This is a genomic window from Ruegeria sp. CDSB117, from assembly GCF_059611005.1.
In genome coordinates this window covers 357,057-380,976 of the sequence record NZ_JBXWOS010000001.1, presented here as the reverse complement: position 1 = coordinate 380,976, position 23,920 = coordinate 357,057, and the positions used below count along the sequence as shown (strand labels likewise).

The window sequence follows — 23,920 nt, the reverse complement described above, 5'->3', positions numbered from 1 at the left end:
CAATCATGGACATGTCACGCGTCGCCGAGCAGGGGCTGGTTCTTCTGGGATGCGGCAAGATGGGTTCGGCCATGCTCGCCGGTTGGTTGGAGCATGGCCTTCCTACGTCAGCCGTCTGGGTGATCGACCCGTATCCTTCGGATTGGCTGAAGGCGCAGGGCGTCAATATCAACACTCCATTACCCGAGGCCCCGGCGGTCGTATTGGTGGCCGTCAAGCCACAGATGATGGGCGAGGCACTGCCAGCGATCAAAGCGCTGGGCGGAGGCGGCAGCCTGTTTGTGTCAGTCGCAGCGGGCACATCAATCGCCACCTTTGAAGCTTTGTTGGGTGAAGGCACCCCAATCGTGCGGGCGATGCCAAATACACCGGCGGCGATCCGGCAGGGGATCACAGCATTGATCGGCAATGCAAACGCCTCAGACGCCGATATAGCTCTAACGGAAAACCTGCTGTCCGCAATTGGTGACACAGTTCGCCTTGAGGACGAGGCACAGATGGACGCGGTGACCGGGCTGAGCGGTTCGGGGCCTGCTTATGTCTTCCACCTGATCGAAACGCTGGCAGCAGCCGGACAGGCGCAAGGCTTGCCGCATGATCTGGCGATGAAACTGGCCAAATCGACCGTGGCCGGGGCAGGGGCTTTGGCCATGGCGGCAGAGGAAGACCCATCGCAATTGCGCGTCAACGTGACGTCGCCCAACGGTACGACGCAAGCTGCGCTTGAAGTTCTGATGCATGAGGAAGAAGGTTTCCCCGATCTGTTGCACCGCGCCGTCAAGGCTGCAACTGACCGATCCAAGGAGCTGTCCCGTGAGTGAGATTTCATTCGATGATTTTCTGAAGGTCGACATTCGGGTCGGTAAGGTCGTCCGCGCCGAGCCTTACCCAGAGGCCCGCAAGCCCGCGATCAAGATGTGGATCGACTTTGGTGACGAAATTGGCGAGCGCCGAACCTCGGCCCAGATAACGGCGCATTATGATCCAGCGACGCTTGTGGGCAAGCAGGTGATGGCCGTTGTCAATTTCCCACCGCGCCAGATCGGCAAGTTCATGTCCGAGGTTCTGGTGCTGGGCCTGCCCGACGACAAGGGCGAGATCGTTCTGATTGGCCCGGATGGCGAGGTTCCAACCGGCGGGCGGATGCACTGATGAAACTTTTGATCGCACGCCCCATGACGGCCGCCGTCGAGGCGCGCGCTCGCGCCGAGTTCGACGTCGAGATCCGCAGCAGCACGTTGCCAATGTCGCCCGACGAAATGCGGCACGCATTGGCCGAATTTGATGTGGTCGTGCCCACCCTGGGCGATCAGTTTTCGGCCACAATTTTCGCGGAAGTGCCGCAACCGCGCTGCAAACTGCTGGCCAATTTCGGTGTGGGGTACAACCATATCGACGTCGCTGCCGCGCAGGCCGCAGGGGTTCAGGTCACTAACACCCCCGGTGCGGTTACCGATGCCACTGCTGACATCGCGATGACGTTGCTGTTGTCGACCGCGCGCCGCGCGGGCGAGGGAGAACGGCTGGTCCGCTCGGGCAACTGGCAAGGCTGGCATCCGACGCAAATGCTGGGGCATCATGTGACCGGAAAACGCGTTGGGATCGTCGGGATGGGCCGTATTGGTCAGGCGATCGCGTGGCGTTGCCATTTTGGTTTCGGGATGGACGTGGCGTACCAGTCGCGCAGCCCGAAAGAGGTGGAATTTCCCGCAGAAAACATACCCGACCTGAAAGAACTGGCCGCTGCGGTCGATTTCCTGGTGCTCGCCGTGCCCGGCGGTGCGCAAACGCGCCACCTGATCAATGCGCCGGTGCTGGAGGCGATGAAACCTTCGGGCATCTTGATCAACATCGCGCGCGGAGAAGTTGTGGACGAATCCTCCCTGATCGCTGCCCTGCAATCCGGTCAGATCGCAGGCGCGGGCCTTGATGTTTATGAGTTCGAACCCACCGTTCCGCAGGCCCTGCGCGATATGGAGAATGTGACGATATTGCCCCATCTTGGCACCGCGACCGAAGAGGTCCGCACCGATATGGGGCATATAGCGCTGGATAACGTTACAGCTTTCGTCGCGGGGCGATCTTTGCCGAACCCGGTCTAGCGCCCGACGGCCTCGCGCCAATGTTTGCGGCAGAGCGAAACATAAGTTTCATTGCCGCCGATCTGTACCTGTGCGCCTTCGGTGATGGCGTTGCCGTTTTCGTCCTGACGGATGACCATCGTGGCCTTGCGCCCACACTCGCAAATGGTCCGCACTTCGCGCATCTCGTCCGCCAACGCCAGCAAGGCAGCGGAGCCGGGAAACAGGTGGCCCTGAAAATCCACGCGCAAGCCATAGGCAAGCACAGGCACCCGCAGGTCATCCACTGCACGGGCCAATTGCCAGACTTGCTCTTCGGTCAAAAATTGCGCCTCATCAATAAAAACGCAGGTGATGTTCCCTTTTTTCAGGCGCTGTTCAATCATCGCGAACACGTCGGTTCCAGCGGCGAACGTGTCCGCATCAGCCGATATGCCGATCCGCGACGCAATCCTGCCAACACCGGCCCGGCCATCAAGGGCCGCGGTCATCAAATAGGTGTCCATCCCCCTCTCACGGTAATTGTGCGAGGCTTGCAGTAACACGGTCGATTTTCCCGCGTTCATCGTCGAATAATTAAAGTATAGTTTTGCCATGGGTCGGGTCTAAAACGCCTGCTTTGATCGGGCAAGCCATCAAGAGCTTTAATAAGCGACGTCGCCGTTATTGTTGCAGAGGTCGAGCGTAAGCCCATTGGGGATGGATTCCCCCGCCTCAACAACAGCGACGCCGTCGGCCAACATGCGGCCTAACCGTAGCAGGACAAGAATACCGACCCGCAATCACTCATTACTGGCATTAAATGCCTCCACTCACTCACAAAACCCCCGCATATCTGAGGGATAGCCAACATATGACATTTCAATTATGAATCGAGTATGGGAATTTTCTTTTCCCTTTCCCCCGCAATGGCAGATTTAGTGGGGCGTGCAGGCAGTAAAGGTAAAAACATGGCAGATATCGGGGCCTACCTGAAAAAACACACTGAAGCGCTGGTTAAAGACGTGGGAATCGAATCCGCGTGTGAGATTACAGGCAAATCCAAAGCCACGTTGGGCCGTTATTATTCTGACAATGTCGAACATACTGATCGGTTCATGCCGGTCGATGCGGTGGCGCGGCTTGAAGCAGTGGCAAACTTCCCCCACGTCACCTCGGCGCTGGCCGATCTGAAAAATATCACCCTGTCCTATGACGGGCGCAATGACGACAGCCCCCGTACTGGCGGAGTGAATTCCGACGTCATCGCGCTGAGCCAGCGGTTTGCGATGCTGATGACCGAATATCAATCGGCGATCGAGGACGGCATCATCACGGTGAACGAAGCCAAGCGTCTTCTGAGGGAAACCAGCCAGCTGCAACAGGTCCTGCTGGATATGAAGCTGCATCTGGAAGAGGAAAGCGTGAGCTGACAGCTGTTTGCCTTCTACTCGCTACGGTCAATTGCCCCTCGAATGGGGATCAGGCGACAAGCTATGTTTAATTTCCATACGCCCAAGCTTCCTAAACCTCTGAATCTTGACCTTGCCTTGCTGAACGGCGGCGGGTCATGCCCGAGCCAGTTCTATGGCCAAACTCATGACGAACGGGATGTTTATGTTCGCTACCGAGGCGGTCGGCTGAGCGTTCAGATTGCTGAAAAACCCGGTGCCGACCCCGCCAGCGCCGAACCGATTCTTGAGGCGGATGTTGGCCCGATCTTAGACGGGACGATTTCGCTGAGGCATTTCTGCCACTATTTTGGTGTCACTGTTCAGGGTGTTCTACCCACGGAATGCAGCCCTGATGCAGACAGAAACACTGACTTGTCCGGCGAAACAACTTACTTTCGAGCTTACTTGGATCGGATCACGCTCGAAACGTCTCGGGTAATTTTGAAGGTCTGTACGCAGGCTTTTCCGAAGGCGATTTTGGTGCGCCCGGTCTTGGATGAAAAGTTCAAGCTGAAAGAGTTGGCCGAAGTGACCGCGGACGTGACCGATGACGCTGTCTGGCTAATTGATGGCGCAACGAGCGTTGCTGACATCAAAACAAGTCCCGGCCGCTACGTTTTGCCAAATGAGGGGCAACTCCAGATCTATTTGGGATCCGAACTTTGGAAATGGCCCCGCCCCCGGAACTCGAGCAGAGGCTGTGAACTTGCCTCTCAAGATCTGGGACGAAAGCTGATTGTCGCTGGTTTAAGGGGAATGCCCAAAGATGAAGAAGTGGCGTTTTCCAGTTTTCACATTTCGACACAATTCCCGACGTCGGATATTGCTGCACGGGCCGGGTTGTCCGCACTAGGTGATGCGCTGAAAGCGGTATTGCCCGAAGCTGGTTTAAAGCAGGTCAATTTGGAAACGGATCAGGTTGTAGCGACGTTCACTCGGCCACTAGACCCAGCCTTGTACCAATGGTGTAAGTCAGAGCCAAACCGTTGGTTGGAAGTAACACGCGAGAGCCGCGACGGCCCTTGGCTTGGTGTTTGCCCCGAGTGATCTCGGCATATCACCCGTGGCGCTTAACAATCACCGATCCAACTGAATACCCCGCGCCGAAGGAACAGATCAGGCCGACATCTCCATCTGACAGATCATCCGAATACTTGGAAAACGCGATGATGGACCCGGCCGAGGAGGTGTTGGCATAATCTTGCAGGATGTTGGGCTGTTCGCTTGCTTCGGGCTCGCGGCCCAGCACTTTCTTACCGATAAAATCGTTCATCGTTTTATTGGCCTGATGCAGCCACAGGCGTTTCAGGTCATCGCTGTTCACGCCTTCCGCGTCCATGTGATCAGAGATGTGCTTGCTGACCATCGGCAGCACTTCTTTGAAGACTTTGCGTCCGTTCTGCATGAACTGCATGTCACGGCGGTCGACCACCCCGTCAGGGCGTGAACGGCGCAGGAAGCCGTTGTTGTTGCGAATATTGTTTGAGAATTCGGTCGCGCAGCGGGTCGACAGAATTTCGAAATGCGGGCCTTTCGCGTCTTCGATCCGTTCGATCAGGGTGGCGGTGGCCACATCACCAAAGATGAAATGACAATCGCGGTCGCGCCATTCCAGATGGCCTGAACAAATCTCGGGGTTCACCACCAATGCGGCACGGACCGAGCCGGAGCGAACCATGTCCGCGGCGGCCTGAATCCCGAAAGTGGCCGAAGAACAGGCGACATTCATGTCAAACCCGAACCCGTTGATCCCAAGGGCCTGCTGTATCTCGATAGCAACCGCAGGATAGGCACGTTCGTGGTTCGAGGCGGCGCAGATCACCAGATCAACGTCCTCAGCGCTGCGCCCGGCCTGTTCCAGCGCCTTTTTACACGCATCCAAGGCCATCTCGGTCATGATGCCCGGTTCGTTATCGCCACGTTGACGCAACAAAGGATGCATCACGTCAGGGTCCAGAACACCGTCCTTGTCCATCACGTAGCGTTTCTCGATACCCGAGGCCTTGAAGATGAACTCTTCCGACGAATGCTGCATCGGCTCAATCTCACCCGCCGCGATTGCGTCTGCGTTTTGGGCGTTCATCTTGTCGGCATAGGCGTTGAAGGCCGTGACAAGTTCGGCGTTGGTGATGACGTTTTCGGGGGTGAAAACACCTGAGCCGGTGATCGCGGGCGTGTACATGATAAGACCTGAATGTTTCGGATTCGCCCAAAATGCAGGCATACAAGGGTTAGATCAAGAGACGTTGACCCAAGGGAATGTCAAAGTTTCGGCTGAAATCCGCTTCGCTTCTTGAATAGTTCATATTTCGAAGTATATGCGAGGCCAAAGTTACAAACGGATTCACCGATGACCCATGACGACAGTGCGCTGGTCCGCTGCCTCAGCCCCGAAGTGCAGGCGATGATGGGAGTCTATGCGCTCTACTGGAAACTGGAAGAAAGCCTGGACGCACTAGAGGTCGGGCTGAGCCATCAGGAATGCCATATGATGGTCAAGCTTGAGCGACCCAAACGCATGGGCGTTTTGGCTGCAGACATGCTGACGGTGCCGTCCACCATCACGTCAACCGCTGACGCGCTGGAAGAGGCAGGGTACCTGACCCGCCAGCGCGATCCAGAAGACCGTCGGGCTTGGTTGTTGGTTCTGACCGACAAGGGGCTTGAGATGCGACAGGTTCTGATGTCCGAGGCGGGAGACCTGTTCCGCCGAGCTTCTGGGCTGGATGCTGACGAAACTGCCGAGTTTGCACGACTGGCCCGGAAGATCCGGGAAAACATAATGAAAACAGGAATTCCTGAGGGATTGAAGAAATGAAACTCTTCATTGTACTGAGCGTCGCTCTGACCGTGTTCGCCGCCTCCGTTTTGGCGCAGGATAGCGCCAAACCCGTAAAACTAATGATGGTCCAAGAGACATCGCCCGGCTTCTCGCGTCAGTTTTTTGGTCGCGTCGCTGCTCGGCAAACAGTCGATCTGGCCTTTCAGGTTTCCGGGCAAATCGTCGAAATGCCGGTGACCGAGGGGTTCGTGATACCCAAGGGCGAGCTGATCGCGCAATTGGATCAGGAACCATTCCAGCGCCGCTATGACCGCGCTGTCCTGCAAAAGGATCAGGCGGATCGTACCGTGGCCCGTCTTTCCCGCTTGCGCGGAACCACAGCCAGCCAGGTGGCGGTGGACGACGCGGAAACCGAAGCGCAACTGGCGGATATTGCCGTCCGCGATGCCGAATATGATCTGGAACACGCCACACTGACCGCGCCTTTTGATGCGTTGGTATCTCGTCGAACGGTCGAGTCTTTTACGACTGTAAACGCAGGGGCACCCATCGTACGTATCCACGATATGTCCGAATTGCGGATCGAAGTGGATGTGCCGGAAATCCTGTTCCAACGATCGGGTCAGGAAGATGACATTACGATTACGGCGAAGTTTCCAACCAGCGACGAGGTCTTTCCTCTGCAGATCCGGGAATTTGACGCCGAAACTTCAAGCGTTGGTCAGACGTTCCGTATCCAATTTGGTCTTACCCCTCCCGAAGGATTGCAGATTTTGCCGGGTTCGTCGGTGACCGTGAATGTGAAGGTCCAGGACGCCCGGACAGGTATCGTTGTGCCTGCAACGGCCATCATTTCGGACGCTGAGGGCGGTCTGGGCGTCATGGTGTTTTCACCGGTTGGGGCCGATGAAGGCGCCGTCCAGCTTGTGCCGGTTACCATCGAACCCACGCAGACCGGCGAAGTCCGTGTTCTGACAGGGTTGAACGATGGTGACGAGATCGTCGTCGCGGGTGGCAGCACGTTGACAGATGGCCAAGCCGTTCGCCGCTTTGTCGGCTTTGCAAACTGAAGGGCGGATCGATGAACATTGCGCGCGCATCCATTGATCGCCCGATCTATACGTGGCTGATAATCCTGATCGCCCTGTTTGGTGGCGTCTGGGGGTTTCTGTCGTTGGGACGTCTGGAAGATCCGGCCTTCACTATTAAAAACGCGGTCATCGTGACCCAGTATCCCGGTGCAACGGCTGAACAGGTGGCGCTGGAGGTATCCGAGCCACTGGAATCCGCCATCCAGCAAATGGGTGAGGTTGATACGATCACATCCGTGAATCAGCCCGGGCTTTCGCTGATCGAAGTTGAGATCCAATCGACATATGACGGAACCGAATTGCCCGAAATCTGGACCAAGCTGCGCGCCAAGGTGCGTGATACGGCCCGCAGCCTGCCGTCGGGAGTGCAGGCGCCGCTGGTCAATGACAGGTTCGGCGACGTGTTCGGGCTGTTCTATGCGGTAACGGCTGATGGGTTTTCGGACGCTGAAAAACACGAGCTGTCCACCTTCTTGCGGCGCGAATTGCTGACCGTCGAAGGCGTCGCAGACGTAGAAGTGATGGGCCTGCCGCAAGAGGCTATCTTTGTAGAACCCGATCTGGCCATCTCGGTGAACCAGAATGTGCCGCTGCAGTCCATCAATGAAGCTATTGCCAACGCAGACTCTGTGAACGCGTCGGGTTCGCTGCGTTCAGAGAATGACCGTACAACGATCCTGACCGCCGAAGGGTCGGACTCAGTTTCCGCCATCGCCGGTCTGTCTGTCGGTTCGCAGGGGCAGGTGATCAACCTGTTTGACATGTCTGAGGTTTTCCGAGGTCGCCAGACCGACCCGGACATTATGATCCGCTTTAACGGGACCGAGGCTTTTACGCTGGGGATCGCTGGCCTATCCTCCGAAAACATTGTTGAGGTCGGCAAGCGCGCCGATGCGAAGTTTGCGGAACTTGACCCTCAGATCCCCTTTGGCGTCGAAATCCTGCCGATCTACCAACAGCACGTGGTGGTGGAACAGGCCTCAAACGACTTTCTGGTGAACCTCGCCATGTCTGTGACCATCGTGGTCATTGTGCTGGCGGTTTTTATGGGGTGGCGCGCGGCTATTGTCGTTGGCTCGACCCTTTTGTTGACCGTAGTAGGAACGCTTCTGTTCATGTCGATGTTCTCGATCGAAATGGAGCGGATCTCGCTGGGTGCGCTGATCATCGCGATGGGTATGTTGGTGGATAACGCCATCGTTGTTGCCGAGGGTATGCAGATCGCCATGTTGCGCGGAAAGAACTCGCGCGATGCGGCGGATGAGGCTGCGTCCAAGACGCAAATCCCGTTGTTGGGCGCGACGGTAATCGGGATCATGGCCTTTGCAGGGATCGGTCTTAGCCCGGATGCGACGGGCGAGTTCCTGTTCTCTCTGTTTGCGGTGATCGGTATTTCACTGCTGCTGAGCTGGGTGCTGGCTCTGACGGTGACACCAATGCTGGGCCACTATTTCTTCAAGCAGGGTGAGGCAGGCGCTGTGGATGCCTATGGCGGGATCATGTTCCGTGTCTACGGCAGCATCCTGCGCTGGGCGCTCCGGTTCCGCTGGCTGGTTGTTGCCGGTTTGATAAGCGTCACTGTTGCCTGTTTCGCCGGGTTTGGACTGGTCAAACAGCAGTTCTTCCCCGATTCGAACACGCCGCTGTTCTTCGTGCACTACAAACTGCCGCAAGGTACGCCCATCGCGCGAACGGCCGAGGATATGGCTGTATTCGAAGAATGGCTGGACAAACGCGACGATGTCGTTGCCGTCACCACATTTGTTGGGCAGGGGGCAACCCGGTTTCTGCTGACCTATTCGGCAGAGAAACCGAACCCCAGCTATGGCCACATGATCATCCGTACAGAAACTCTGGATGACATTCCCGCATTGCAGGCTGATCTAGAGGCGTTTGGCTCCGCTCAATTCCCCGAAGGTGAGTTCCGCACCAAGCGTCTGATCTTTGGCCCTGGCGGCGGTGATCCGATCCAGGCCCGGTTCTCGGGTAGTGATCCGGCTGTTCTGCGGCAGCTTGCGGACGAAGCGATTCAGCGGATGCGCGGTGCGTCCGAGAACGCTTTGCATGTCTATCAGGACTGGCGTGAGAAGGAACTGGCGGTTCAGCCTATCTATGCGACAGAACGAGCGCAGACTGCCGGTGTCACCCGTGAAGATATCGCCGGAACGCTGCAATTTTCGACCGATGGTATCAGGGCGGGTGTATTCCGGGAACGCGACCGTTTGATCCCGATCATCATCCGCCGCCCTGCGGACGGAGATTACTCGATCGTCGATCAGGTCGTGTACTCGGATCAGTCCGAAAAGTTTGTGCCAATCGAACAGATGGTCGACGGGTTCGAGTACAAATCGCTCAACACGCTGGTTCATCGTCGTGACCGGGTGCTGACCATTACCGTCGGCGCCGAAATTCCGGCGGGTCTGACGGCGGCTCAGGTCCACTCGGAAGTTCGCGCTGCCATCGAAGAGATGGAACTGCCCGCAGGGTATCGCATGGAGTGGGGTGGCGAGTTCGAAAACGCCGGTGACGCCAACGAAAGCCTGGGCCGTCAGTTGCCGGTCAGCCTGTTGATCATGGTGCTGATTTCGGTGTTGATTTTTAACGCCATCCGTCAGCCGATTATCATCTGGTTGCTGGTGCCGATGTCCGTAAATGGCGTGGTTATCGGGTTGTTGGGTACTGGTCTTCCGTTCACCTTCACGGCGCTGCTGGGTCTGCTCAGCCTGTCGGGGATGCTAATCAAGAACGGCATTGTTTTGGTCGAGGAAATCGATCTGGTCCGCGAAACCGGCAAAGGCTTGCGCGAGTCGATCATCGAGGCCTCGGTCTCACGTCTGCGCCCAGTGATGCTGGCCGCGATCACCACTATTCTGGGCATGGCGCCGTTGCTGACAGATGCGTTCTTCAAGTCCATGGCGGTGACGATTATGGGCGGCCTGGCCTTCGCGACAATCCTGACGATGGTCGCAGCGCCCGTCTTCTACATGATCTTCTTCGCGCGAGATGAAAAGCGTGAGATTAAAGAAGCCGCTGCGTAACAGCTCAGATTTTTGTCGAATTTCTCAAACCCGGCTGGTGTCCTATCCAGCCGGGTTTTTCGACCAATTGACTCGGTCTAAGGCCGCCTGCGTTTCAGGGGCAATGTCATAGTTGGATCGGGCATTAGTGTCATAACTTCGCCAAGCGCTCGACGTGATTGCCTTGCAATGCCAGACGCCATTGGATTTTGGGGTGATCAGACTGCCTCGTGACTTCAACAGCCCGATTGTGTGGACGTGCCATGACGTAAACCAAAGAGGACCAGAGGGCGCGATGCAGTATTTGGCTCTGCACAGTTTGTCGTCCGCCTTTTTGCGGATGTGATCGGAATGTCGAAAATTTTCGGTGCAGCCTGCATCCGGATACCGCCATTCCACACCCAGGCGGACAAACCCGGTTGGCCGTTTTTGGGTGAGGTCAAAAATTGAACCGCTTTTGCACCAGACCAGTTCATCAATATCACATTGAAGAACCGCGCGAGCGCCCGAAAGAAAACGCAAGCGCGCGATGTTCAGCAGCGAAGTCTGCAGAAACATCGTATTGTGACGGTTTTTGCCCTTTCTGTCTTGCGAAACAACGCCGTACCTGAAAGGCGCGGACAGCACCGTTGGGTTATGGATCCCACCCCGCCTCAGCGCTTCGCGGATGTCGTCCAGCCCATACCGGGTTGAGGCATTGTCGAAGAACAGCATCTGCTCCAGCCCATGCATCTGACAATGGTAACGGGCAAAATCTTCAATCCAGGTCAGGTCGTTGTCACGCGACAAGGTTACGGCCACGTTTTTCCCAGTGTGAGGGGCCGAATCCTGCTGGACCGAATTCACGGGCGACTCGACACCAGAACCGCGCCATTCAAACCTTAGGGTTTGTGGCTTCTTTGACGTCCGGATGATCAATAGATCATAGAACTCATGGGACTTCAGGCGGGGTTTCCCGACTTTGTCTTCATCCAGATAAAACTGGCCTTCTCGGATCACGTGGTACAGGCCGAACAGTTTTGGGCAGAAAACCACCAGGCTGCCCCGGTCCCAAAATGCATCGTACCAGAACGTGTCATAGTCGTACACGTGCTCGGTATAGTCTGGGCCAACATGGCCCGGTTTCATTTCGCGGCGTAGCCCGAGTTCCGTAAGGCTGCTGGAGGCAAAAATCGGATAGTGCTCTTGTGTCAAAGTCGTTGCCTTAAACTTGCTGGCAATTTCGAATTGTTGCCGCCAACTTACATGCGCTTAGATAGCCAGCTCATCGGTATTTCTGGCGCCGGGTTCAGTCGCCCGGATCCCTCGCCGGGTCATAGTGATAATAAAAACAGGACAGTTTGTTCCCGTCAGGGTCGCGCAGATAAGTGACATAGAAATCAGGTGCGTAATAGTCTCTTGTACCCGGGGCACCAGCGTTTGTGCCACCATGCTCCAGCCCTGCAGTGTGAAACTGTCGGACCGTTGCGGCGCTTTGGGTGGGAAACGCGATCATCGTCCCGTTGCCCACATCGGCAGGGTTCCCGTCAAAGGGTGTGTTTATCCAGAACCCGGTCCCATCGTCTGGTTCGGTTCCCCAACCCGCACGATCTTTGGTCCATCCTGGAAGGCGTGGCAGTTCCAAGACAGAAAAGATCGCGTCATAGAACTTAATGGCCCGCGACAGGTCATTTGTTCCATAAGTGGCGTAAAGGCGCACGGCTTCCCCCGATTTAGGGACGGTATCACACGGCCTTAATATCGGAGGGTCACAGAAAAACAGCACTGAAAGCTGTATTAGATCAGCGGGACAAAGGGCACATCACACGCTGCAAGCGTCATCATTGCGGCGAAAACAATAAACCTGCGCATTTGTTTTTTTCCTTCTGCTCAATCATAGAAAAGATGCGCGCCCGGGGACACAAGGTCAACGGGCGCGCGAAACGTTCGGTCGTGTAAGCAGGTTAAGGCCGATCAGCCCTGCAACGATCTAACCTCGACATCGCCTTCGGCCTGCGCCTTGATTGCCAGCGCGGCGGCGTGGCTTGCGGCAGCCGTCGTATAGTACGGGATTTTGTCGTACAGCGCGATGGACCGAATGGCCTTGCTGTCCTCGACCGCTTGAGCACCTTCGGTGGTGTTCATCAACAGCTGAACCTGGCCGTCTTTCAACATATCGACCACGTCCGGGCGACCCTCATAGACCTTGTTGACGATCTCACAGGCAACGCCTTGCTCGGCCAACCAGCTTTGTGTGCCACGGGTCGCGACAAGCGAGAAACCTTGTTCGGTCAGAACCTGAGCGGCCTCTAGCATAGCAGCACCCTTATCGGCGTCCTTGATCGAGATAAAGGCGCGACCCGAGGACGGTAGGACCATGCCTGCGCCCATCTGCGCCTTGAGGAAGGCGCGCGGGAAGTCGCGGTCCCAGCCCATGACCTCGCCAGTGGAACGCATTTCCGGGCCCAGAATGGTGTCAACGCCGGGGAAGCGGGCAAAAGGCAAAACAGCCTCTTTCACCGAGAACCACGGCATGTCCGGATCGGCCAGCGTCATCTGGTCGGCAATCTTGGTATCCTGACCATCCTTGTATGCGGGGCGCATAGGGAAGTTCGAAAGTTTCTCACCGGCCATGACGCGTGCTGCAATCGAAGCAATCGCACTGTCGGTCGCCTTGGCCACAAACGGTACGGTCCGCGAGGCGCGTGGGTTCACTTCGATCAGGTAGATTTCATCGTCCTTGATCGCGAACTGCACATTCATCAGGCCGACAACGTTCAGTGCCTTGGCCAATTTGTATGCCTGGTCCTTGATTTGCACGATGATTTCTTTTGACAGCGAATAGGGCGGCAGCGAACAGGCCGAGTCACCCGAGTGGACGCCGGCTTCTTCGATGTGCTGCATGATGCCTGCAACGTGAACGTCTGTGCCATCACAAAGGGCGTCGACGTCCAGCTCAACCGCACCAGCCAGATAGCTATCCAGCAGTACAGGGCTGTCACCCGAGACGACCACCGCCTCGTTGATGTAGCGTTTCAGCTGATCCATATCGCGCACGATTTCCATAGCGCGACCACCCAGAACGTATGAGGGGCGGATCACCAGCGGGAAACCGATATCTTCAGCAATTTCCAGCGCTTGTTCGTCGGTAGATGCGATGCCATTCTTAGGCTGTTTCAAGCCCAGATCATTGACCAGTGCCTGGAACCGTTCACGGTCTTCGGCCAGGTCGATGGCGTCCGGCGTGGTGCCGAGGATCGGAATGCCTTCTGATTCCAGCGCGTTGGCCAGTTTTAGCGGGGTCTGACCGCCGTATTGAACAATCACACCGTGCAGCGTGCCGTTTTCCTGTTCTTTCGTCAGGATTTCCATGACGTGTTCGAAAGTTAGGGGTTCAAAATACAAACGATCCGAGGTGTCATAGTCGGTCGACACGGTCTCGGGGTTGCAGTTGATCATGATGGTTTCATAGCCAGCCTCGGTCAGCGCGAAGCAGGCGTGACAGCAACAGTAATCGAACTCGATCCCTTGACCGATCCGATTTGGGCCACCGCCGAGGATGACAACCTTTTTGCGGTCGGACGGACGCGCTTCACATTCAACCTCGCCCATCATAGGCGCTTCGTAGGTCGAATACATATAGGGCGTCTGCGCCTCGAACTCGGCGGCACAGGTGTCGATGCGTTTGAACACGGCATTGACGCCCAGATTGCGGCGGGCGCGCCGGACGTTGTCCTCGTCGCGGCCGGTCAGATTGCCCAGACGCGCATCGGTGAAGCCCAGCATTTTCAGCTTGCGGAGATCTTCTTCGGTCACCGGCAAGCCGTCTTTGCGCACCTGACGTTCGGCCGCAACGATTTCGCGGATACGGGCGAGGAACCACGGGTCGAATTTGGTAACGCCGAAAATCTCATCATCGGTCAGGCCGTGTCGCATGGCCTGCGCAATGGTGCGCAGACGGTCGGGTGTCTGCTGGCTGATCGCCTTGATCACGGCGGCTTTGTCGTCAGCGTCGTCCCAGACGCCCACATTCAGGCCAGGGATTTCCACCTCATCAAACCCGGTCAGACCCGATTCCATCGAAGCCAGCGCCTTTTGCATCGATTCGTGGATGGTACGGCCGATAGACATGGCCTCACCCACCGATTTCATCGCGGTGGTCAGATAAGGTTCAGACCCGGGGAATTTCTCGAAGGCGAATTTTGGGATCTTGGTGACGACATAGTCGATGGTCGGCTCAAACGAGGCAGGCGTGACCTTGGTGATATCGTTGTCCAGTTCGTCCAGCGTGTAACCTACAGCCAGCTTGGCCGCGATCTTGGCAATCGGAAAACCTGTCGCCTTGGACGCCAGCGCCGAAGACCGCGATACGCGTGGGTTCATCTCAATCACGACCATCCGGCCATCAACCGGATTGATCGCCCATTGCACGTTTGATCCGCCAGTTTCGACACCGATTTCACGCAGCACGGCAATCGAGTGATTGCGCATGATCTGGTATTCTTTGTCGGTCAGCGTCAGGGCAGGGGCCACGGTGATTGAGTCGCCGGTGTGCACGCCCATAGGGTCGACGTTTTCGATGGAGCAGACGATGATGGCGTTGTCCGCAGTGTCGCGCACCACCTCCATCTCGTATTCTTTCCAGCCCAGCAGGCTTTCATCGATCAGGATTTGGCCAACGGGCGAGGCATCCATGCCTGTGCGGCAAATATGAATATAATCCTCGCGGTTATACGCCACGCCGCCGCCGGTGCCGCCCAGCGTAAAGGCGGGGCGGATGATGGCGGGTAAGCCCACATTTTCAAGGGTTTCAAGGGCCAGTGCCACACCAGCGTCCAGGTCTTTCTTGCCGCTTTCGTCCTTGGGGGCAGTCACGATCTCGGCCTTTGGGTTTTCGATACCCAGCCGGTCCATCGCCTCGCGGAACAGGGCGCGGTCTTCGGCCATTTCGATGGCGTCGCGTTTAGCGCCGATCATCTCGACACCGAATTTGTCCAGCACACCCATCTCTTCCAGCGCGAGTGAGGTGTTCAGGCCAGTCTGACCACCCATTGTGGGCAGCAGCGCGTCGGGGCGCTCTTTCTCGATGATCTTGGCGACAACCTCGGGCGTGATCGGCTCGATATATGTCGCGTCGGCCAATTCGGGGTCGGTCATGATCGTGGCGGGGTTTGAGTTCACCAGAATGACCCGGTACCCTTCTTCACGCAGCGCCTTGCAGGCCTGAGCGCCGGAATAGTCGAACTCGCAAGCCTGACCAATAACAATGGGGCCCGCCCCGATGATCATGATCGACTGAATGTCGGTTCTTCTCGGCATGGCCACGTTCCTTCGATTGTCCGCGATTCAGGGCACCCCCAAGCGCCCAAATTGTCCTGCGTTATAGGGACCGCGCGAAAAGGTGCAAGGGGGATCGGAAACAGGGGCGAAATTGCCGCTTTCCCCCCTTTCCCTTGGCGGCGTATTCTCTATACCGCGCAGCACGACAAATGAGGATGCAATTGCGTATTCGTTTTGATCAGGGGCCAGCCGGATCAGGAACCAGTTTTGACCGGCCAGCCGAAATGATCCGCGCGGACAATGCGGAGGACGTGCCCCAAGCGTTGGAGGCGCTGGACGAGGCGCGCGCGCAAGGGGCTTGGTTGGCTGGCTATGCCAGCTATGAGCTAGGGTACGTGCTGGAACCGCGCCTGTCTGAGCGTTTGCCAGAAGGCCGCCGGCTGCCTTTACTATGCTTCGGCGTTTATGATCGCCCCATTCAGCGGGAATTGCCGGTTGCATCCGGTGGCGTGACCCAGTTTGAGCCGCGCTGGGACGAGGCGCGGTACACGCAGGCGTTTCAACACGTGCATGACGCCATTGGGGCAGGGGATATTTATCAGGCCAACCTGACATTCCCGATTGATATGACTGTAGAGGGCGATAGCGCCGCGCTTTATGCCGCGCTCACGGCCGGACAGCCCGTAGGTCATGGCGCGTTGATCCAGCAGGATGGGTTGCCCGATCTGCTCAGCCGGTCTCCTGAGCTGTTCTTTCGCACGAACGCGGACCGCGGGATCGAAACCCGCCCAATGAAGGGGACCCAACCCCGCAGCGAGGATATGGCTGAAGACGCCCGGCGTCGCGCGTTCCTGGCGGTCGACGAAAAGAACCGGGCTGAAAACCTGATGATCGTCGATCTGTTGCGCAACGATATCAGCCGCGTCGCGATGCCCGGATCCGTCAAGGTGCCCGAACTGTTCAAGGTCGAAACCTATGCGACCGTGCATCAGATGATCTCGCTGGTGCAGGCGCAGCTGCATATGGGCGCCGAGCTGTCCGATATCCTGACTGCTTTGTTTCCCTGCGGCTCCATTACCGGTGCCCCCAAAATTCGAGCCATGGAGATTTTGTCCGATCTCGAACCCTGGCCTCGCGATGTTTATTGCGGTGCAATTGGGTGGGCTGCGCCGGACGGGCGTTCCGAATTCAACGTGGCCATCCGGACCCTGATGGTCGAGAATGGCGCGGCCACCCTCAATGTCGGCGGTGGAGTGATCTGGGACAGCACGGCCCCATCGGAATATGAGGAAGCGCTATGGAAAGCTCGCTTTGCCCACCAGCTGACCCTGACTTCCGCCTAATCGAAACACTGGCCTTTCGACCCGGCCAAGGGTTCGTTCGCCGGGATCGACATCTATCCCGTATGGCCCGGTCAGCTGCTGCCATGGGCATGCCTTTCGATGTGGGCGCAGCCATCCAGGCACTGGACACTGTCGGAGGGCAATCTCCTCTGCGGTGCCGGCTTACACTGGCAGTTGATGGAACATACGATGTGACAACCGGAGCTTTGGCCGACAACCCACCATTATGGCGGGTCGCGGTCACCAAAATGCGGCTTTCCGCGTCGGATGTTTGGTTGCAGCACAAGACGACACAACGCTCTGTTTATGATACGGCTCGCGCATCGCTGCCGGACGGAATAGACGAATTTCTTTTTCTGAATGAACGTGAAGAACTGTGCGAAGGGACCATCACCAACCTGTTCCTGCATATGCCGGACGGCCGTCGTCTGACGCCAAAGCTGACCTGTGGTTTGCTACCGGGGATTCTGCGAGAAGAACTGATTGATAATAAACAGGTTACCGAAAGCGTCTTGTCCTTGACCGATCTGAAAAACGCGGAAAAAGTTTTCGTAGGGAATTCCTTACGTGGCCTGATCCGGGCGGAATTGGCGGTATTGTGAGCAAACAAAGCGATTGGGCGCATGACGGGACGCATCACCTGCGGCTACGGCTGGAGTTCGGCCTGTTCTTTGTCGCAGTACCAGTTCTGATCGCGGTCTTTTTTCCTCCGAATTGGATGTTTCCGTCGCTGTTCACCTTCACGGCCATCGGTATCATCCTGCTCCATTACACGCCGGGTTTTGCCTGGGCCGAACTTCGGTACAACTGGCGCAATTGGACGTGGCGCGAGCTCGCTCTCTTCACTGTTGCCATGGCGGCGTTTTGCTCGGCGGTCGTCATGGCGATGCGACCGGATGTTGCATTTCGCATGCTTCTCTACCGGCCCGAATTCCTGGCAGTGATCTGGCTGGCTTACCCGATTGCTTCGGCCCTTCCGCAAGAGCTTTTGTTCCGGTCGCTGTTCTTCCGCCGCTACCAGGCGATCCTGCCAAACGGGAAGGTGGCTTACCTACTGAACGCGTCCTTGTTTTCGCTGGCCCACCTGATGTACTGGAGCTGGATTGTCGCCATCATGACCTTTGGCGGAGGGCTGTTGTTCACTTGGGCCTACCGTCAACGCGGGTCGTTTTTCTACGCGGTCCTGCTGCACGCTATTGCGGGTAATGTTATCTTTGCGGCGGGTCTGGGCATCTATTTCTATTCCGGCAACGTGCAAAGGCCGTTTTGACGGCGCGACCTGCCTTGACTTTCCAAGCCTGACAGGGTGTACCGGCGCGACGAATTCTACGCCCGAAGGGATAAATCCATGCACGCCTACCGCAGCCACACCTGCGCCGCACTGACCGCCGCCAATGTCGGTGAAACCGTCCGCCTGTCCGGTTGGGTGCATCGGGTACGAGATCACGGCGGCGTGCTTTTCATCGATCTGCGCGATCATTTCGGTGTGACACAGGTTCTGTGTGATGGCGACAGTGCAGCTTTTGCCGCGCTTGAAAAGGTCCGGTCCGAATGGTGTATCCGCATCGACGGCACCGTCAAAGCACGTGACCCGGAACTGGTGAATGCAAAGCTGCCCACTGGTGAGATCGAAGTTTACGTGCGTGAACTGGAAGTGCTGGGAGCGGCTGACGAGCTGCCACTGATGGTGTTCGGAGACCAGGAATACCCCGAGGAAACGCGTCTGCGCTATCGTTACCTGGACCTGCGCCGCGAGGCGATGCAGCAGAACATGACCCTGCGTTCGGACGTTGTCGCCTCGATGCGCAAGCGCATGTGGGATCAGGGCTTCCGAGAGTATCAGACGCCGATCATCACCGCATCGTCGCCTGAAGGCGCGCGTGACTTCCTTGTGCCGTCGCGTTTGCACCCGGGCAAGTTCTACGCGCTGCCGCAGGCCCCGCAGCAGTTCAAACAGCTGATCATGGTGTCGGGCTTTGACAAGTATTTTCAGATCGCGCCCTGCTTCCGTGACGAAGACCCACGTGCCGACCGCTCGCCCACTGATTTCTACCAGCTTGACCTTGAGATGTCATTTGTCGAACAGCAGGACGTGTTCGACACGATCCAGCCGGTTCTGACCGGTGTGTTCGAAGAGTTCGGCGGTGGCCGCAAGGTCGATCAGGAATGGCCGCAGATCTCCTACAAGGATGCTGCATTGTGGTACGGTTCCGACAAGCCCGATCTGCGGAACCCTATTAAAATGCAAGTGGTCTCTGACCACTTCCGCGGGTCTGGCTTCGCGATTTTCGCGAAGCTGCTGGAGCAGGAAGGCACCGAAATCCGCGCCATCCCCGCGCCGACCGGTGGTAGCCGTAAGTTCTGCGACCGCATGAACGCATTCGCTCAGAAAGAGGGTTTGCCCGGCATGGGTTACATCTTCTGGCGCGATCAGGGCGAAGGGATGGAGGCCGCAGGTCCGCTGGCCAAAAACATCGGCCCCGAACGCACCGAGGCCATCCGTCAGCAATTGGGGCTGGGCGTTGGTGATGCGGCGTTCTTCCTGGGTGGTAAGCCGAAAGCCTTTGAAAAAGTCGCAGGCAAGGCGCGTGATGTGATCGGTGAGGAACTGAACCTGACCGAGAAAGACCGCTTCGCCTTTGCCTGGATCGTGGATTTTCCGATCTACGAGCAGGACGAAGAATCCGGTGCCATCGACTTTGAACACAACCCGTTCTCGATGCCGCAGGGCGGAATGGAGGCTCTGGAAGGCAATCCTCTGGATGTGCGAGGCTATCAGTACGACTTGGCTTGCAATGGGTATGAGCTGGTGTCGGGTGCAATCCGAAACCACAAGCCCGAGATCATGCTTAAGGCCTTTGAGCTGGCAGGCTATGGCGAGGATGAAGTCAAAAGCCGCTTTGGTGCGCTGTTCAACGCCTTCCATTATGGTGCCCCGCCGCACGGTGGCTGCGCCGCTGGTATCGACCGTATCGTGATGCTGCTGGCCGATGAAGCCAACATCCGCGAGGTCATGATGTTCCCCATGAACCAGCGTGCCGAGGACCTGATGATGGACGCACCATCCGATCCGACTTCGGATCAGATGATGGAGCTGGGCCTGCGGATCATCCCTCAAGACTGAGAATGACAAAACCCGCTGCTTACCCTGCAGCGGGTTTTCTCATGGTTTGCGCTTGTACAAAGGTCATGGCTATGGACCGGTATTCATAGCTTGGTCACAGGTCTGCATAGCCCGTTTGTTGGCGACCTATTCCCATGGGTCCTTAAATGACTTCCGGCTGGAGCGAATATCACGGGCGGTAGCGCGGGTTTGCCAGTAGACCCAAAGGCACAGGATCGTTGCGGTTATGAAGTAAGCGGTCATCATCTCAAATCGCCTCACGTTGTTCCAAACGGGTCTGCACAATCCCGGCGACCTGAGCGGCGACGGCCGTTACTGGGGTCCCGTCTGCCCGGGACTCGGCCAGCCGCTGCGCCGCTTCTGCCAGAACTGTATCGTCGGCATCGCGGGCGACCCCGCGCAGAAACTGTGCCGCGTAATCCAGCGTGCGCTGATCATTCGGACCAGCCAGAATGTCGGCGATATGGGCCATGTCATCCTGATAGGCCAACGGATCGGCGTTAATGATTTCATCCCGGACGGCATGCAGGCTGCTGGGGCGGCGATCTTCGGGCAAACGTTCCAGAACGGATGTCTGGAAATAGGCCAGCGATTTGAGGGGTTTTTCCAGAAAACCGTCGGCACCGGCCCGCATTGCGGTGCGTTTCATGTGGTCATCCCCGGACATGCCAAGAATGGCCCCAATACGGGGCGCAGCCTCAGACAGATCGGCGATCAGATCCGCGCCGGACCCGTCCGGCAGCCCCATGTCCACAATGATGACAGAGGGGCGGTAGATCTGCAGGTGACGCCGTGCCGATTGCAGGCAATCCGCCCGCCTGATGCGCGCGCCGCTGTGCAGGCACATCAAGCGGATGGCGTCGCAGGCATAGCGGCTGTCTTCCACAACCAGAATAGTTTGTCCCAGCAGGGGCCGCGTGGCCGTCGGCTGCGCGGGAGAGGCGAAGGGGCTCGAATCGTCCATGGCGGAACTCCTAATCAGCAGATACCTCACGCTAGGAACTTCTGGCTAACAGGGCGTTAACGGCAATTTGGCGCACTTGTTCTTTGTTCAATCAGCCCCCATAACCGCTGCAACGCAGAACAGAGGAGAGTTCCATGATTGGTCGACTGAACCACGTAGCCATTGCCGTACCCGATCTTGAGGCTGCCTCTGAGCAGTATCGCAACGCGCTGGGCGCGAAGGTCGGCGCGCCGCAGGATGAGCCGGATCACGGCGTGACAGTTGTGTTCATCGAATTGCCCAATACCAAGATCGAACTGCTCTATCCGATGGGCGATGACAGCCCGATCAACGGGTTTCTGGAAAAAAACCCCGCTGGCGGCATCCACCATGTCTGCTATGAGGTCGAGGATATCATCGCTGCCCGCGATCACCTGAAGGAAACCGGCGCGCGCGTGCTGGGTTCGGGTGAGCCCAAGATCGGTGCGCATGGTAAACCGGTGCTGTTCCTGCACCCCAAAGATTTTAACGGCTGCCTGGTCGAGCTGGAACAGGTGTAACCTAACCCCGGAGGGGATAAGATGTCGATTACTGGTGCGGCCGTTCTGTTCGCTGTGATCTGGTTCATGACCTTGCTGGTAGTGCTGCCAATCCGTATCAAGACGCAGGGCGATCTGGGTGACATCGTTCCGGGCACCCACGCGGGCGCACCTGAAGAGCATCACCTGAAGAAAAAGATGTGGATCACCACCGGTATCACGGTGGTGCTCTGGGCCATTATCGCAGGCATCATCCTGTCCGGCGTGATTTCCGTGCGCGACTTTGACTGGCTGAACCAGCTGGAGCCGCAGCGCTGATCTTTAAGCCATAGACCCTGATAGCTTGTGGTAGATATGGGTGAACGTTGCGACCCCTAGGATTGGGATCACAAGGTTCACCAGGGGCACGGATAGCGGGATCGCCATCAAAATGCCTGCCATCCAGATGGTCGTTGCGTGTTTGGCGCGCAGCTTACGTGCACCTTCGCGACCCAACCTGCGCATGGCCGCCAGCGTAAAGTACTCCCGCCCCAACAAGAAACCGTTCATGCCCCAGAAGATGAAGGGAGCGAGCGGGGTAAAGATTGCATAGAGAATCAGGGCCAGCAGGTTGGCAACGATCAGAACTCCCATGAAGCTCAGCCCGTCGCGCAGGCTTTCGCTGAACGGAATGCCGGGTACAGCTGGCAAAGACGGGTAATGCTTGTCTTCGACCGCTTGCGCGACGTCTTCCAGAAACATCGACGTAATCGCCGAGGCCACCGGGACCATCAGAAATACGGGCAGGATCAGGACGACAAAGATGCCGGAATAATTCAGCACGTCGTTCAGCCACGGCACGGCACCGATAAAGGGCAGAGAGATCTCGTTCCCCGACAGCCGGTTGATCAGCCAGATCGCCAAAGCACATGCAGCGATCAGCAAAACAATCGTCAGACCAACGCCGCGCAACAGGACAGCCCGGAGCTTTGGGTCGCCGATCTGTCCCAGCGCTGCAAAAAAGGCGTTGAGAATGGTCATTCCGAAACCCACTGCGTCAACCCATCCACGTCAGGGCGGGGTCTTTCGGGCGGTGCTTTGCCCTCGGTCGCGATATGGACCAGACCCGCGACGCGCTCATTATCTTGTAGCCCGAACGCCTTTTTGCAAAAGTCCCGGTTGTGGGTCTGCCAACCGGACAGCCAGTTCGCGCCCCAACCCGCAGCAAGCGCCGCGTTCAGCAAAGCCAGGCACACTGCGCCGGCGGAATAGGTTTGTTCAATCACCGGGATTTTCGCGGAGGGTTTTTGAACCTCGATCACGGCGACCGCCAGATGGCCCATGTCAAACTGACTGCGGGCCTTGGCGATATCCTCAGCAGTTTTACCAAGGGTAGCACCGCAGTCTTCGGTCAGCTGCGCCAGGCGCGGCATGGCACCTTTCTCAAGCACGATAAAACGCCAGGGTTCCAGCTTGCCATGATCCGGGCTGCGTGCGGCGGCGGTCAGCAGGGGCAACAGCTGGTCCCGCGTCGGGGCGGGTTCAACCAGCGTTTTTGCAGGGCGCGACCGGCGCGATTGCAGAAACTCCAGGGCGGCCGGATTCTTCAAGGACATATGTTAACTTCCTTTACATAGGCGGTTGTGTATGTGGTTGAACATCTGGCGGGTTTCAAGGGCAAGTGGCTGGATGCAGGAGATCAATTTCACTCCCTGAGCGTTCGTGCAAGGGTGTTCAAGAAGAAGAGAGGGAAGATGGCCAAACCAAAGCTGCGAAATGTACCGGATCTGCGCGCGCGCGCCGTACCCGATGAAGGGATCGAGGTCCGGGTCACGCCGAAAGCTGCGAAAGACGGGATTATAACCGATCAGGGAAACATTCGCATCACCGTCACCGCGCCGCCCGAAAACGGCAAGGCAAACGAGGCGGTGCGCAACATATTGGCCGTGGCCTTGGGGGTGGCACCGTCCACTCTGATCCTAAAGCGGGGGCAGACGTCGCGCGACAAGGTGTTTGTCTATTCACCCTGATCCGGTGTTTCCCGGACTTGGTACACGCCTTCCGGCAAGTCCAAAGCCGCCGCCAGATCGCGCACCTGTTCAGGGGACAACGTGATCCTCTGAATCTGATCCGTGCGCGGGTCCAATTGTTCAAGCGTCACACATTCGGCGAAGCTGTTGATGACGACATCCTCTTGCAAAGGCTTTGGGCCTTCGTCCACCAGAGTAATGACTGTCGAGTCGAATTCATGCTCAATCGAAAACATGAAAGCAGAGTGCAGGTCAGCCGAGTGCAATGCAACCCGTACCTTACCAATCGGGCTGTGGTG

Annotated in this window: 24 protein-coding genes; 15 read left to right on the top strand and 9 right to left on the bottom strand. The window is 57.4% G+C overall.

Annotation, left to right across the window (positions count from 1 at the left end):
* Positions 1-5 precede the first annotated feature (5 nt).
* From proC to AC2FJC_RS01880, 3 genes are read left to right on the top strand one after another with little or no spacing between them, the layout of a single operon-like run.
* Positions 6-821: a pyrroline-5-carboxylate reductase gene (proC, locus tag AC2FJC_RS01890; protein WP_496738194.1), complete on the top strand. Its 816-nt coding sequence runs from the start codon at positions 6-8 to the stop codon at positions 819-821.
* A complete protein-coding gene (locus tag AC2FJC_RS01885) occupies positions 814-1,152 on the top strand; it encodes a tRNA-binding protein (RefSeq protein ID WP_496738193.1) in 339 nt (112 codons plus the stop codon). The genes proC and AC2FJC_RS01885 overlap by 8 nt, the downstream gene beginning before the upstream one ends.
* Positions 1,152-2,102 carry a 2-hydroxyacid dehydrogenase gene (locus AC2FJC_RS01880; RefSeq protein ID WP_496738192.1) on the top strand — a complete coding sequence of 317 codons (951 nt, stop codon included), beginning with the start codon at positions 1,152-1,154 and terminating at the stop codon, positions 2,100-2,102. The genes AC2FJC_RS01885 and AC2FJC_RS01880 overlap by 1 nt, the downstream gene beginning before the upstream one ends.
* On the opposite strand, the gene AC2FJC_RS01875 is transcribed toward AC2FJC_RS01880, so the two are convergent.
* On the bottom strand, positions 2,099-2,677 hold the full coding sequence (locus AC2FJC_RS01875; RefSeq protein WP_496738191.1) for a thymidine kinase: 579 nt from the start codon (positions 2,675-2,677) through the stop codon (positions 2,099-2,101). The genes AC2FJC_RS01880 and AC2FJC_RS01875 overlap by 4 nt on opposite strands.
* A 354-nt stretch (positions 2,678-3,031) precedes the next feature.
* On the opposite strand from AC2FJC_RS01875, the gene AC2FJC_RS01870 reads away from it, so the two are divergent.
* Positions 3,032-3,493: a hypothetical protein gene (locus AC2FJC_RS01870; RefSeq protein WP_058275729.1), complete on the top strand. Its 462-nt coding sequence runs from the start codon at positions 3,032-3,034 to the stop codon at positions 3,491-3,493.
* A 63-nt stretch (positions 3,494-3,556) separates the two neighbouring features.
* Positions 3,557-4,561 (top strand): hypothetical protein, encoded by a 1,005-nt coding sequence (locus AC2FJC_RS01865; RefSeq protein WP_496738190.1) that lies wholly within the window; start codon positions 3,557-3,559, stop codon positions 4,559-4,561.
* A gap of 10 nt (positions 4,562-4,571) precedes the next feature.
* Here AC2FJC_RS01865 and AC2FJC_RS01860 read toward each other — a convergent pair whose 3' ends face one another.
* Entirely contained in the window at positions 4,572-5,696 is a 1,125-nt protein-coding gene (locus AC2FJC_RS01860; RefSeq protein ID WP_496738189.1) for a beta-ketoacyl-ACP synthase III, read from the bottom strand.
* Between the two features lie 168 nt (positions 5,697-5,864).
* On the opposite strand from AC2FJC_RS01860, the gene AC2FJC_RS01855 reads away from it, so the two are divergent.
* The 3 genes from AC2FJC_RS01855 to AC2FJC_RS01845 are packed head-to-tail and all read left to right on the top strand — an operon-like array spanning position 5,865 to position 10,425.
* A complete protein-coding gene (locus AC2FJC_RS01855) occupies positions 5,865-6,332 on the top strand; it encodes a MarR family winged helix-turn-helix transcriptional regulator (RefSeq protein WP_282151756.1) in 468 nt (155 codons plus the stop codon).
* A complete protein-coding gene (locus AC2FJC_RS01850; protein WP_496738188.1) occupies positions 6,329-7,366 on the top strand; it encodes an efflux RND transporter periplasmic adaptor subunit in 1,038 nt (345 codons plus the stop codon). The genes AC2FJC_RS01855 and AC2FJC_RS01850 overlap by 4 nt, the downstream gene beginning before the upstream one ends.
* Before the next feature lie 11 nt (positions 7,367-7,377).
* Entirely contained in the window at positions 7,378-10,425 is a 3,048-nt protein-coding gene (locus AC2FJC_RS01845; protein ID WP_496738187.1) for an efflux RND transporter permease subunit, read from the top strand.
* 42 nt (positions 10,426-10,467) lie between these two features.
* Here AC2FJC_RS01845 and AC2FJC_RS01840 read toward each other — a convergent pair whose 3' ends face one another.
* The 3 genes from AC2FJC_RS01840 to carB all read right to left on the bottom strand — a co-directional run bounded on the left by AC2FJC_RS01840 (position 10,468) and on the right by carB (position 15,702).
* Complete coding sequence (locus AC2FJC_RS01840) at positions 10,468-11,598, bottom strand: hypothetical protein (protein WP_496738186.1); 1,131 nt, start codon at positions 11,596-11,598, stop codon at positions 10,468-10,470.
* Positions 11,599-11,692: 94 nt separating this feature from the next.
* A complete protein-coding gene (locus AC2FJC_RS01835) occupies positions 11,693-12,103 on the bottom strand; it encodes a VOC family protein (protein WP_496738185.1) in 411 nt (136 codons plus the stop codon).
* Positions 12,104-12,357: 254 nt separating this feature from the next.
* The gene (gene carB / locus AC2FJC_RS01830) at positions 12,358-15,702 is read right to left on the bottom strand and encodes a carbamoyl-phosphate synthase large subunit (RefSeq protein ID WP_496738184.1); all 3,345 of its coding nucleotides are present in this window, start codon (positions 15,700-15,702) and stop codon (positions 12,358-12,360) included.
* 176 nt (positions 15,703-15,878) lie between these two features.
* On the opposite strand from carB, the gene AC2FJC_RS01825 reads away from it, so the two are divergent.
* The 4 genes from AC2FJC_RS01825 to aspS all read left to right on the top strand — a co-directional run bounded on the left by AC2FJC_RS01825 (position 15,879) and on the right by aspS (position 20,130).
* Positions 15,879-17,006: an aminodeoxychorismate synthase component I gene (locus tag AC2FJC_RS01825; RefSeq protein WP_496724576.1), complete on the top strand. Its 1,128-nt coding sequence runs from the start codon at positions 15,879-15,881 to the stop codon at positions 17,004-17,006.
* Entirely contained in the window at positions 16,961-17,608 is a 648-nt protein-coding gene (locus AC2FJC_RS01820) for an aminotransferase class IV family protein (RefSeq protein ID WP_496738183.1), read from the top strand. The genes AC2FJC_RS01825 and AC2FJC_RS01820 overlap by 46 nt, the downstream gene beginning before the upstream one ends.
* Entirely contained in the window at positions 17,605-18,276 is a 672-nt protein-coding gene (locus tag AC2FJC_RS01815; RefSeq protein ID WP_496738182.1) for a CPBP family intramembrane glutamic endopeptidase, read from the top strand. Before AC2FJC_RS01820 ends, AC2FJC_RS01815 begins: the two co-directional genes overlap by 4 nt.
* Before the next feature lie 78 nt (positions 18,277-18,354).
* A complete protein-coding gene (aspS, locus tag AC2FJC_RS01810; RefSeq protein ID WP_496738181.1) occupies positions 18,355-20,130 on the top strand; it encodes an aspartate--tRNA ligase in 1,776 nt (591 codons plus the stop codon).
* A 247-nt stretch (positions 20,131-20,377) separates the two neighbouring features.
* Here the strand turns inward: aspS and AC2FJC_RS01805 are convergent, their stop codons facing one another.
* Positions 20,378-21,094, bottom strand: a complete 717-nt coding sequence (locus tag AC2FJC_RS01805; RefSeq protein ID WP_108859308.1) for a response regulator — start codon at positions 21,092-21,094, stop codon at positions 20,378-20,380.
* Between the two features lie 134 nt (positions 21,095-21,228).
* Here AC2FJC_RS01805 and mce point away from each other — a divergent pair, with 134 nt between their 5' ends.
* Positions 21,229-21,633, top strand: a complete 405-nt coding sequence (gene mce / locus AC2FJC_RS01800; RefSeq protein ID WP_058275955.1) for a methylmalonyl-CoA epimerase — start codon at positions 21,229-21,231, stop codon at positions 21,631-21,633.
* A 21-nt stretch (positions 21,634-21,654) separates the two neighbouring features.
* Positions 21,655-21,930: a DUF1467 family protein gene (locus AC2FJC_RS01795; protein ID WP_113789877.1), complete on the top strand. Its 276-nt coding sequence runs from the start codon at positions 21,655-21,657 to the stop codon at positions 21,928-21,930.
* A 3-nt stretch (positions 21,931-21,933) separates the two neighbouring features.
* Here AC2FJC_RS01795 and AC2FJC_RS01790 read toward each other — a convergent pair whose 3' ends face one another.
* Together AC2FJC_RS01790 and AC2FJC_RS01785 are read right to left on the bottom strand one after the other, a co-directional pair.
* Positions 21,934-22,632, bottom strand: coding sequence for an EI24 domain-containing protein (locus AC2FJC_RS01790; protein WP_496738180.1), 699 nt, complete (start codon positions 22,630-22,632; stop codon positions 21,934-21,936).
* A complete protein-coding gene (locus AC2FJC_RS01785; RefSeq protein WP_496738179.1) occupies positions 22,629-23,207 on the bottom strand; it encodes a nitroreductase family protein in 579 nt (192 codons plus the stop codon). The genes AC2FJC_RS01790 and AC2FJC_RS01785 overlap by 4 nt, the downstream gene beginning before the upstream one ends.
* Positions 23,208-23,345: 138 nt before the next feature.
* On the opposite strand from AC2FJC_RS01785, the gene AC2FJC_RS01780 reads away from it, so the two are divergent.
* Positions 23,346-23,621 carry a DUF167 domain-containing protein gene (locus AC2FJC_RS01780; protein WP_496738178.1) on the top strand — a complete coding sequence of 92 codons (276 nt, stop codon included), beginning with the start codon at positions 23,346-23,348 and terminating at the stop codon, positions 23,619-23,621.
* On the opposite strand, the gene AC2FJC_RS01775 is transcribed toward AC2FJC_RS01780, so the two are convergent.
* Positions 23,609-23,857, bottom strand: coding sequence for a DUF8831 family protein (locus tag AC2FJC_RS01775; protein WP_496738177.1), 249 nt, complete (start codon positions 23,855-23,857; stop codon positions 23,609-23,611). The two genes, AC2FJC_RS01780 and AC2FJC_RS01775, sit on opposite strands and share 13 nt — an antisense overlap.
* Positions 23,858-23,920: the final 63 nt, after the last annotated feature.

Coding starts and splice junctions, on each gene's coding strand:
- proC (WP_496738194.1), top strand. CDS start 6: ATGGACATGTCACGCGTCGCCGAGCAGGGGCTGGTTCTTCTGGGATGC.
- AC2FJC_RS01880 (WP_496738192.1), top strand. CDS start 1,152: ATGAAACTTTTGATCGCACGCCCCATGACGGCCGCCGTCGAGGCGCGC.
- AC2FJC_RS01875 (WP_496738191.1), bottom strand. CDS start 2,677: ATGGCAAAACTATACTTTAATTATTCGACGATGAACGCGGGAAAATCG.
- AC2FJC_RS01870 (WP_058275729.1), top strand. CDS start 3,032: ATGGCAGATATCGGGGCCTACCTGAAAAAACACACTGAAGCGCTGGTT.
- AC2FJC_RS01865 (WP_496738190.1), top strand. CDS start 3,557: ATGTTTAATTTCCATACGCCCAAGCTTCCTAAACCTCTGAATCTTGAC.
- AC2FJC_RS01860 (WP_496738189.1), bottom strand. CDS start 5,696: ATGTACACGCCCGCGATCACCGGCTCAGGTGTTTTCACCCCCGAAAAC.
- AC2FJC_RS01855 (WP_282151756.1), top strand. CDS start 5,865: ATGACCCATGACGACAGTGCGCTGGTCCGCTGCCTCAGCCCCGAAGTG.
- AC2FJC_RS01850 (WP_496738188.1), top strand. CDS start 6,329: ATGAAACTCTTCATTGTACTGAGCGTCGCTCTGACCGTGTTCGCCGCC.
- AC2FJC_RS01845 (WP_496738187.1), top strand. CDS start 7,378: ATGAACATTGCGCGCGCATCCATTGATCGCCCGATCTATACGTGGCTG.
- carB (WP_496738184.1), bottom strand. CDS start 15,702: ATGCCGAGAAGAACCGACATTCAGTCGATCATGATCATCGGGGCGGGC.
- AC2FJC_RS01825 (WP_496724576.1), top strand. CDS start 15,879: ATGCAATTGCGTATTCGTTTTGATCAGGGGCCAGCCGGATCAGGAACC.
- AC2FJC_RS01820 (WP_496738183.1), top strand. CDS start 16,961: ATGGAAAGCTCGCTTTGCCCACCAGCTGACCCTGACTTCCGCCTAATC.
- aspS (WP_496738181.1), top strand. CDS start 18,355: ATGCACGCCTACCGCAGCCACACCTGCGCCGCACTGACCGCCGCCAAT.
- AC2FJC_RS01805 (WP_108859308.1), bottom strand. CDS start 21,094: ATGGACGATTCGAGCCCCTTCGCCTCTCCCGCGCAGCCGACGGCCACG.
- mce (WP_058275955.1), top strand. CDS start 21,229: ATGATTGGTCGACTGAACCACGTAGCCATTGCCGTACCCGATCTTGAG.
- AC2FJC_RS01795 (WP_113789877.1), top strand. CDS start 21,655: ATGTCGATTACTGGTGCGGCCGTTCTGTTCGCTGTGATCTGGTTCATG.
- AC2FJC_RS01790 (WP_496738180.1), bottom strand. CDS start 22,632: ATGACCATTCTCAACGCCTTTTTTGCAGCGCTGGGACAGATCGGCGAC.
- AC2FJC_RS01785 (WP_496738179.1), bottom strand. CDS start 23,207: ATGTCCTTGAAGAATCCGGCCGCCCTGGAGTTTCTGCAATCGCGCCGG.
- AC2FJC_RS01780 (WP_496738178.1), top strand. CDS start 23,346: ATGGCCAAACCAAAGCTGCGAAATGTACCGGATCTGCGCGCGCGCGCC.
- AC2FJC_RS01775 (WP_496738177.1), bottom strand. CDS start 23,857: ATGTTTTCGATTGAGCATGAATTCGACTCGACAGTCATTACTCTGGTG.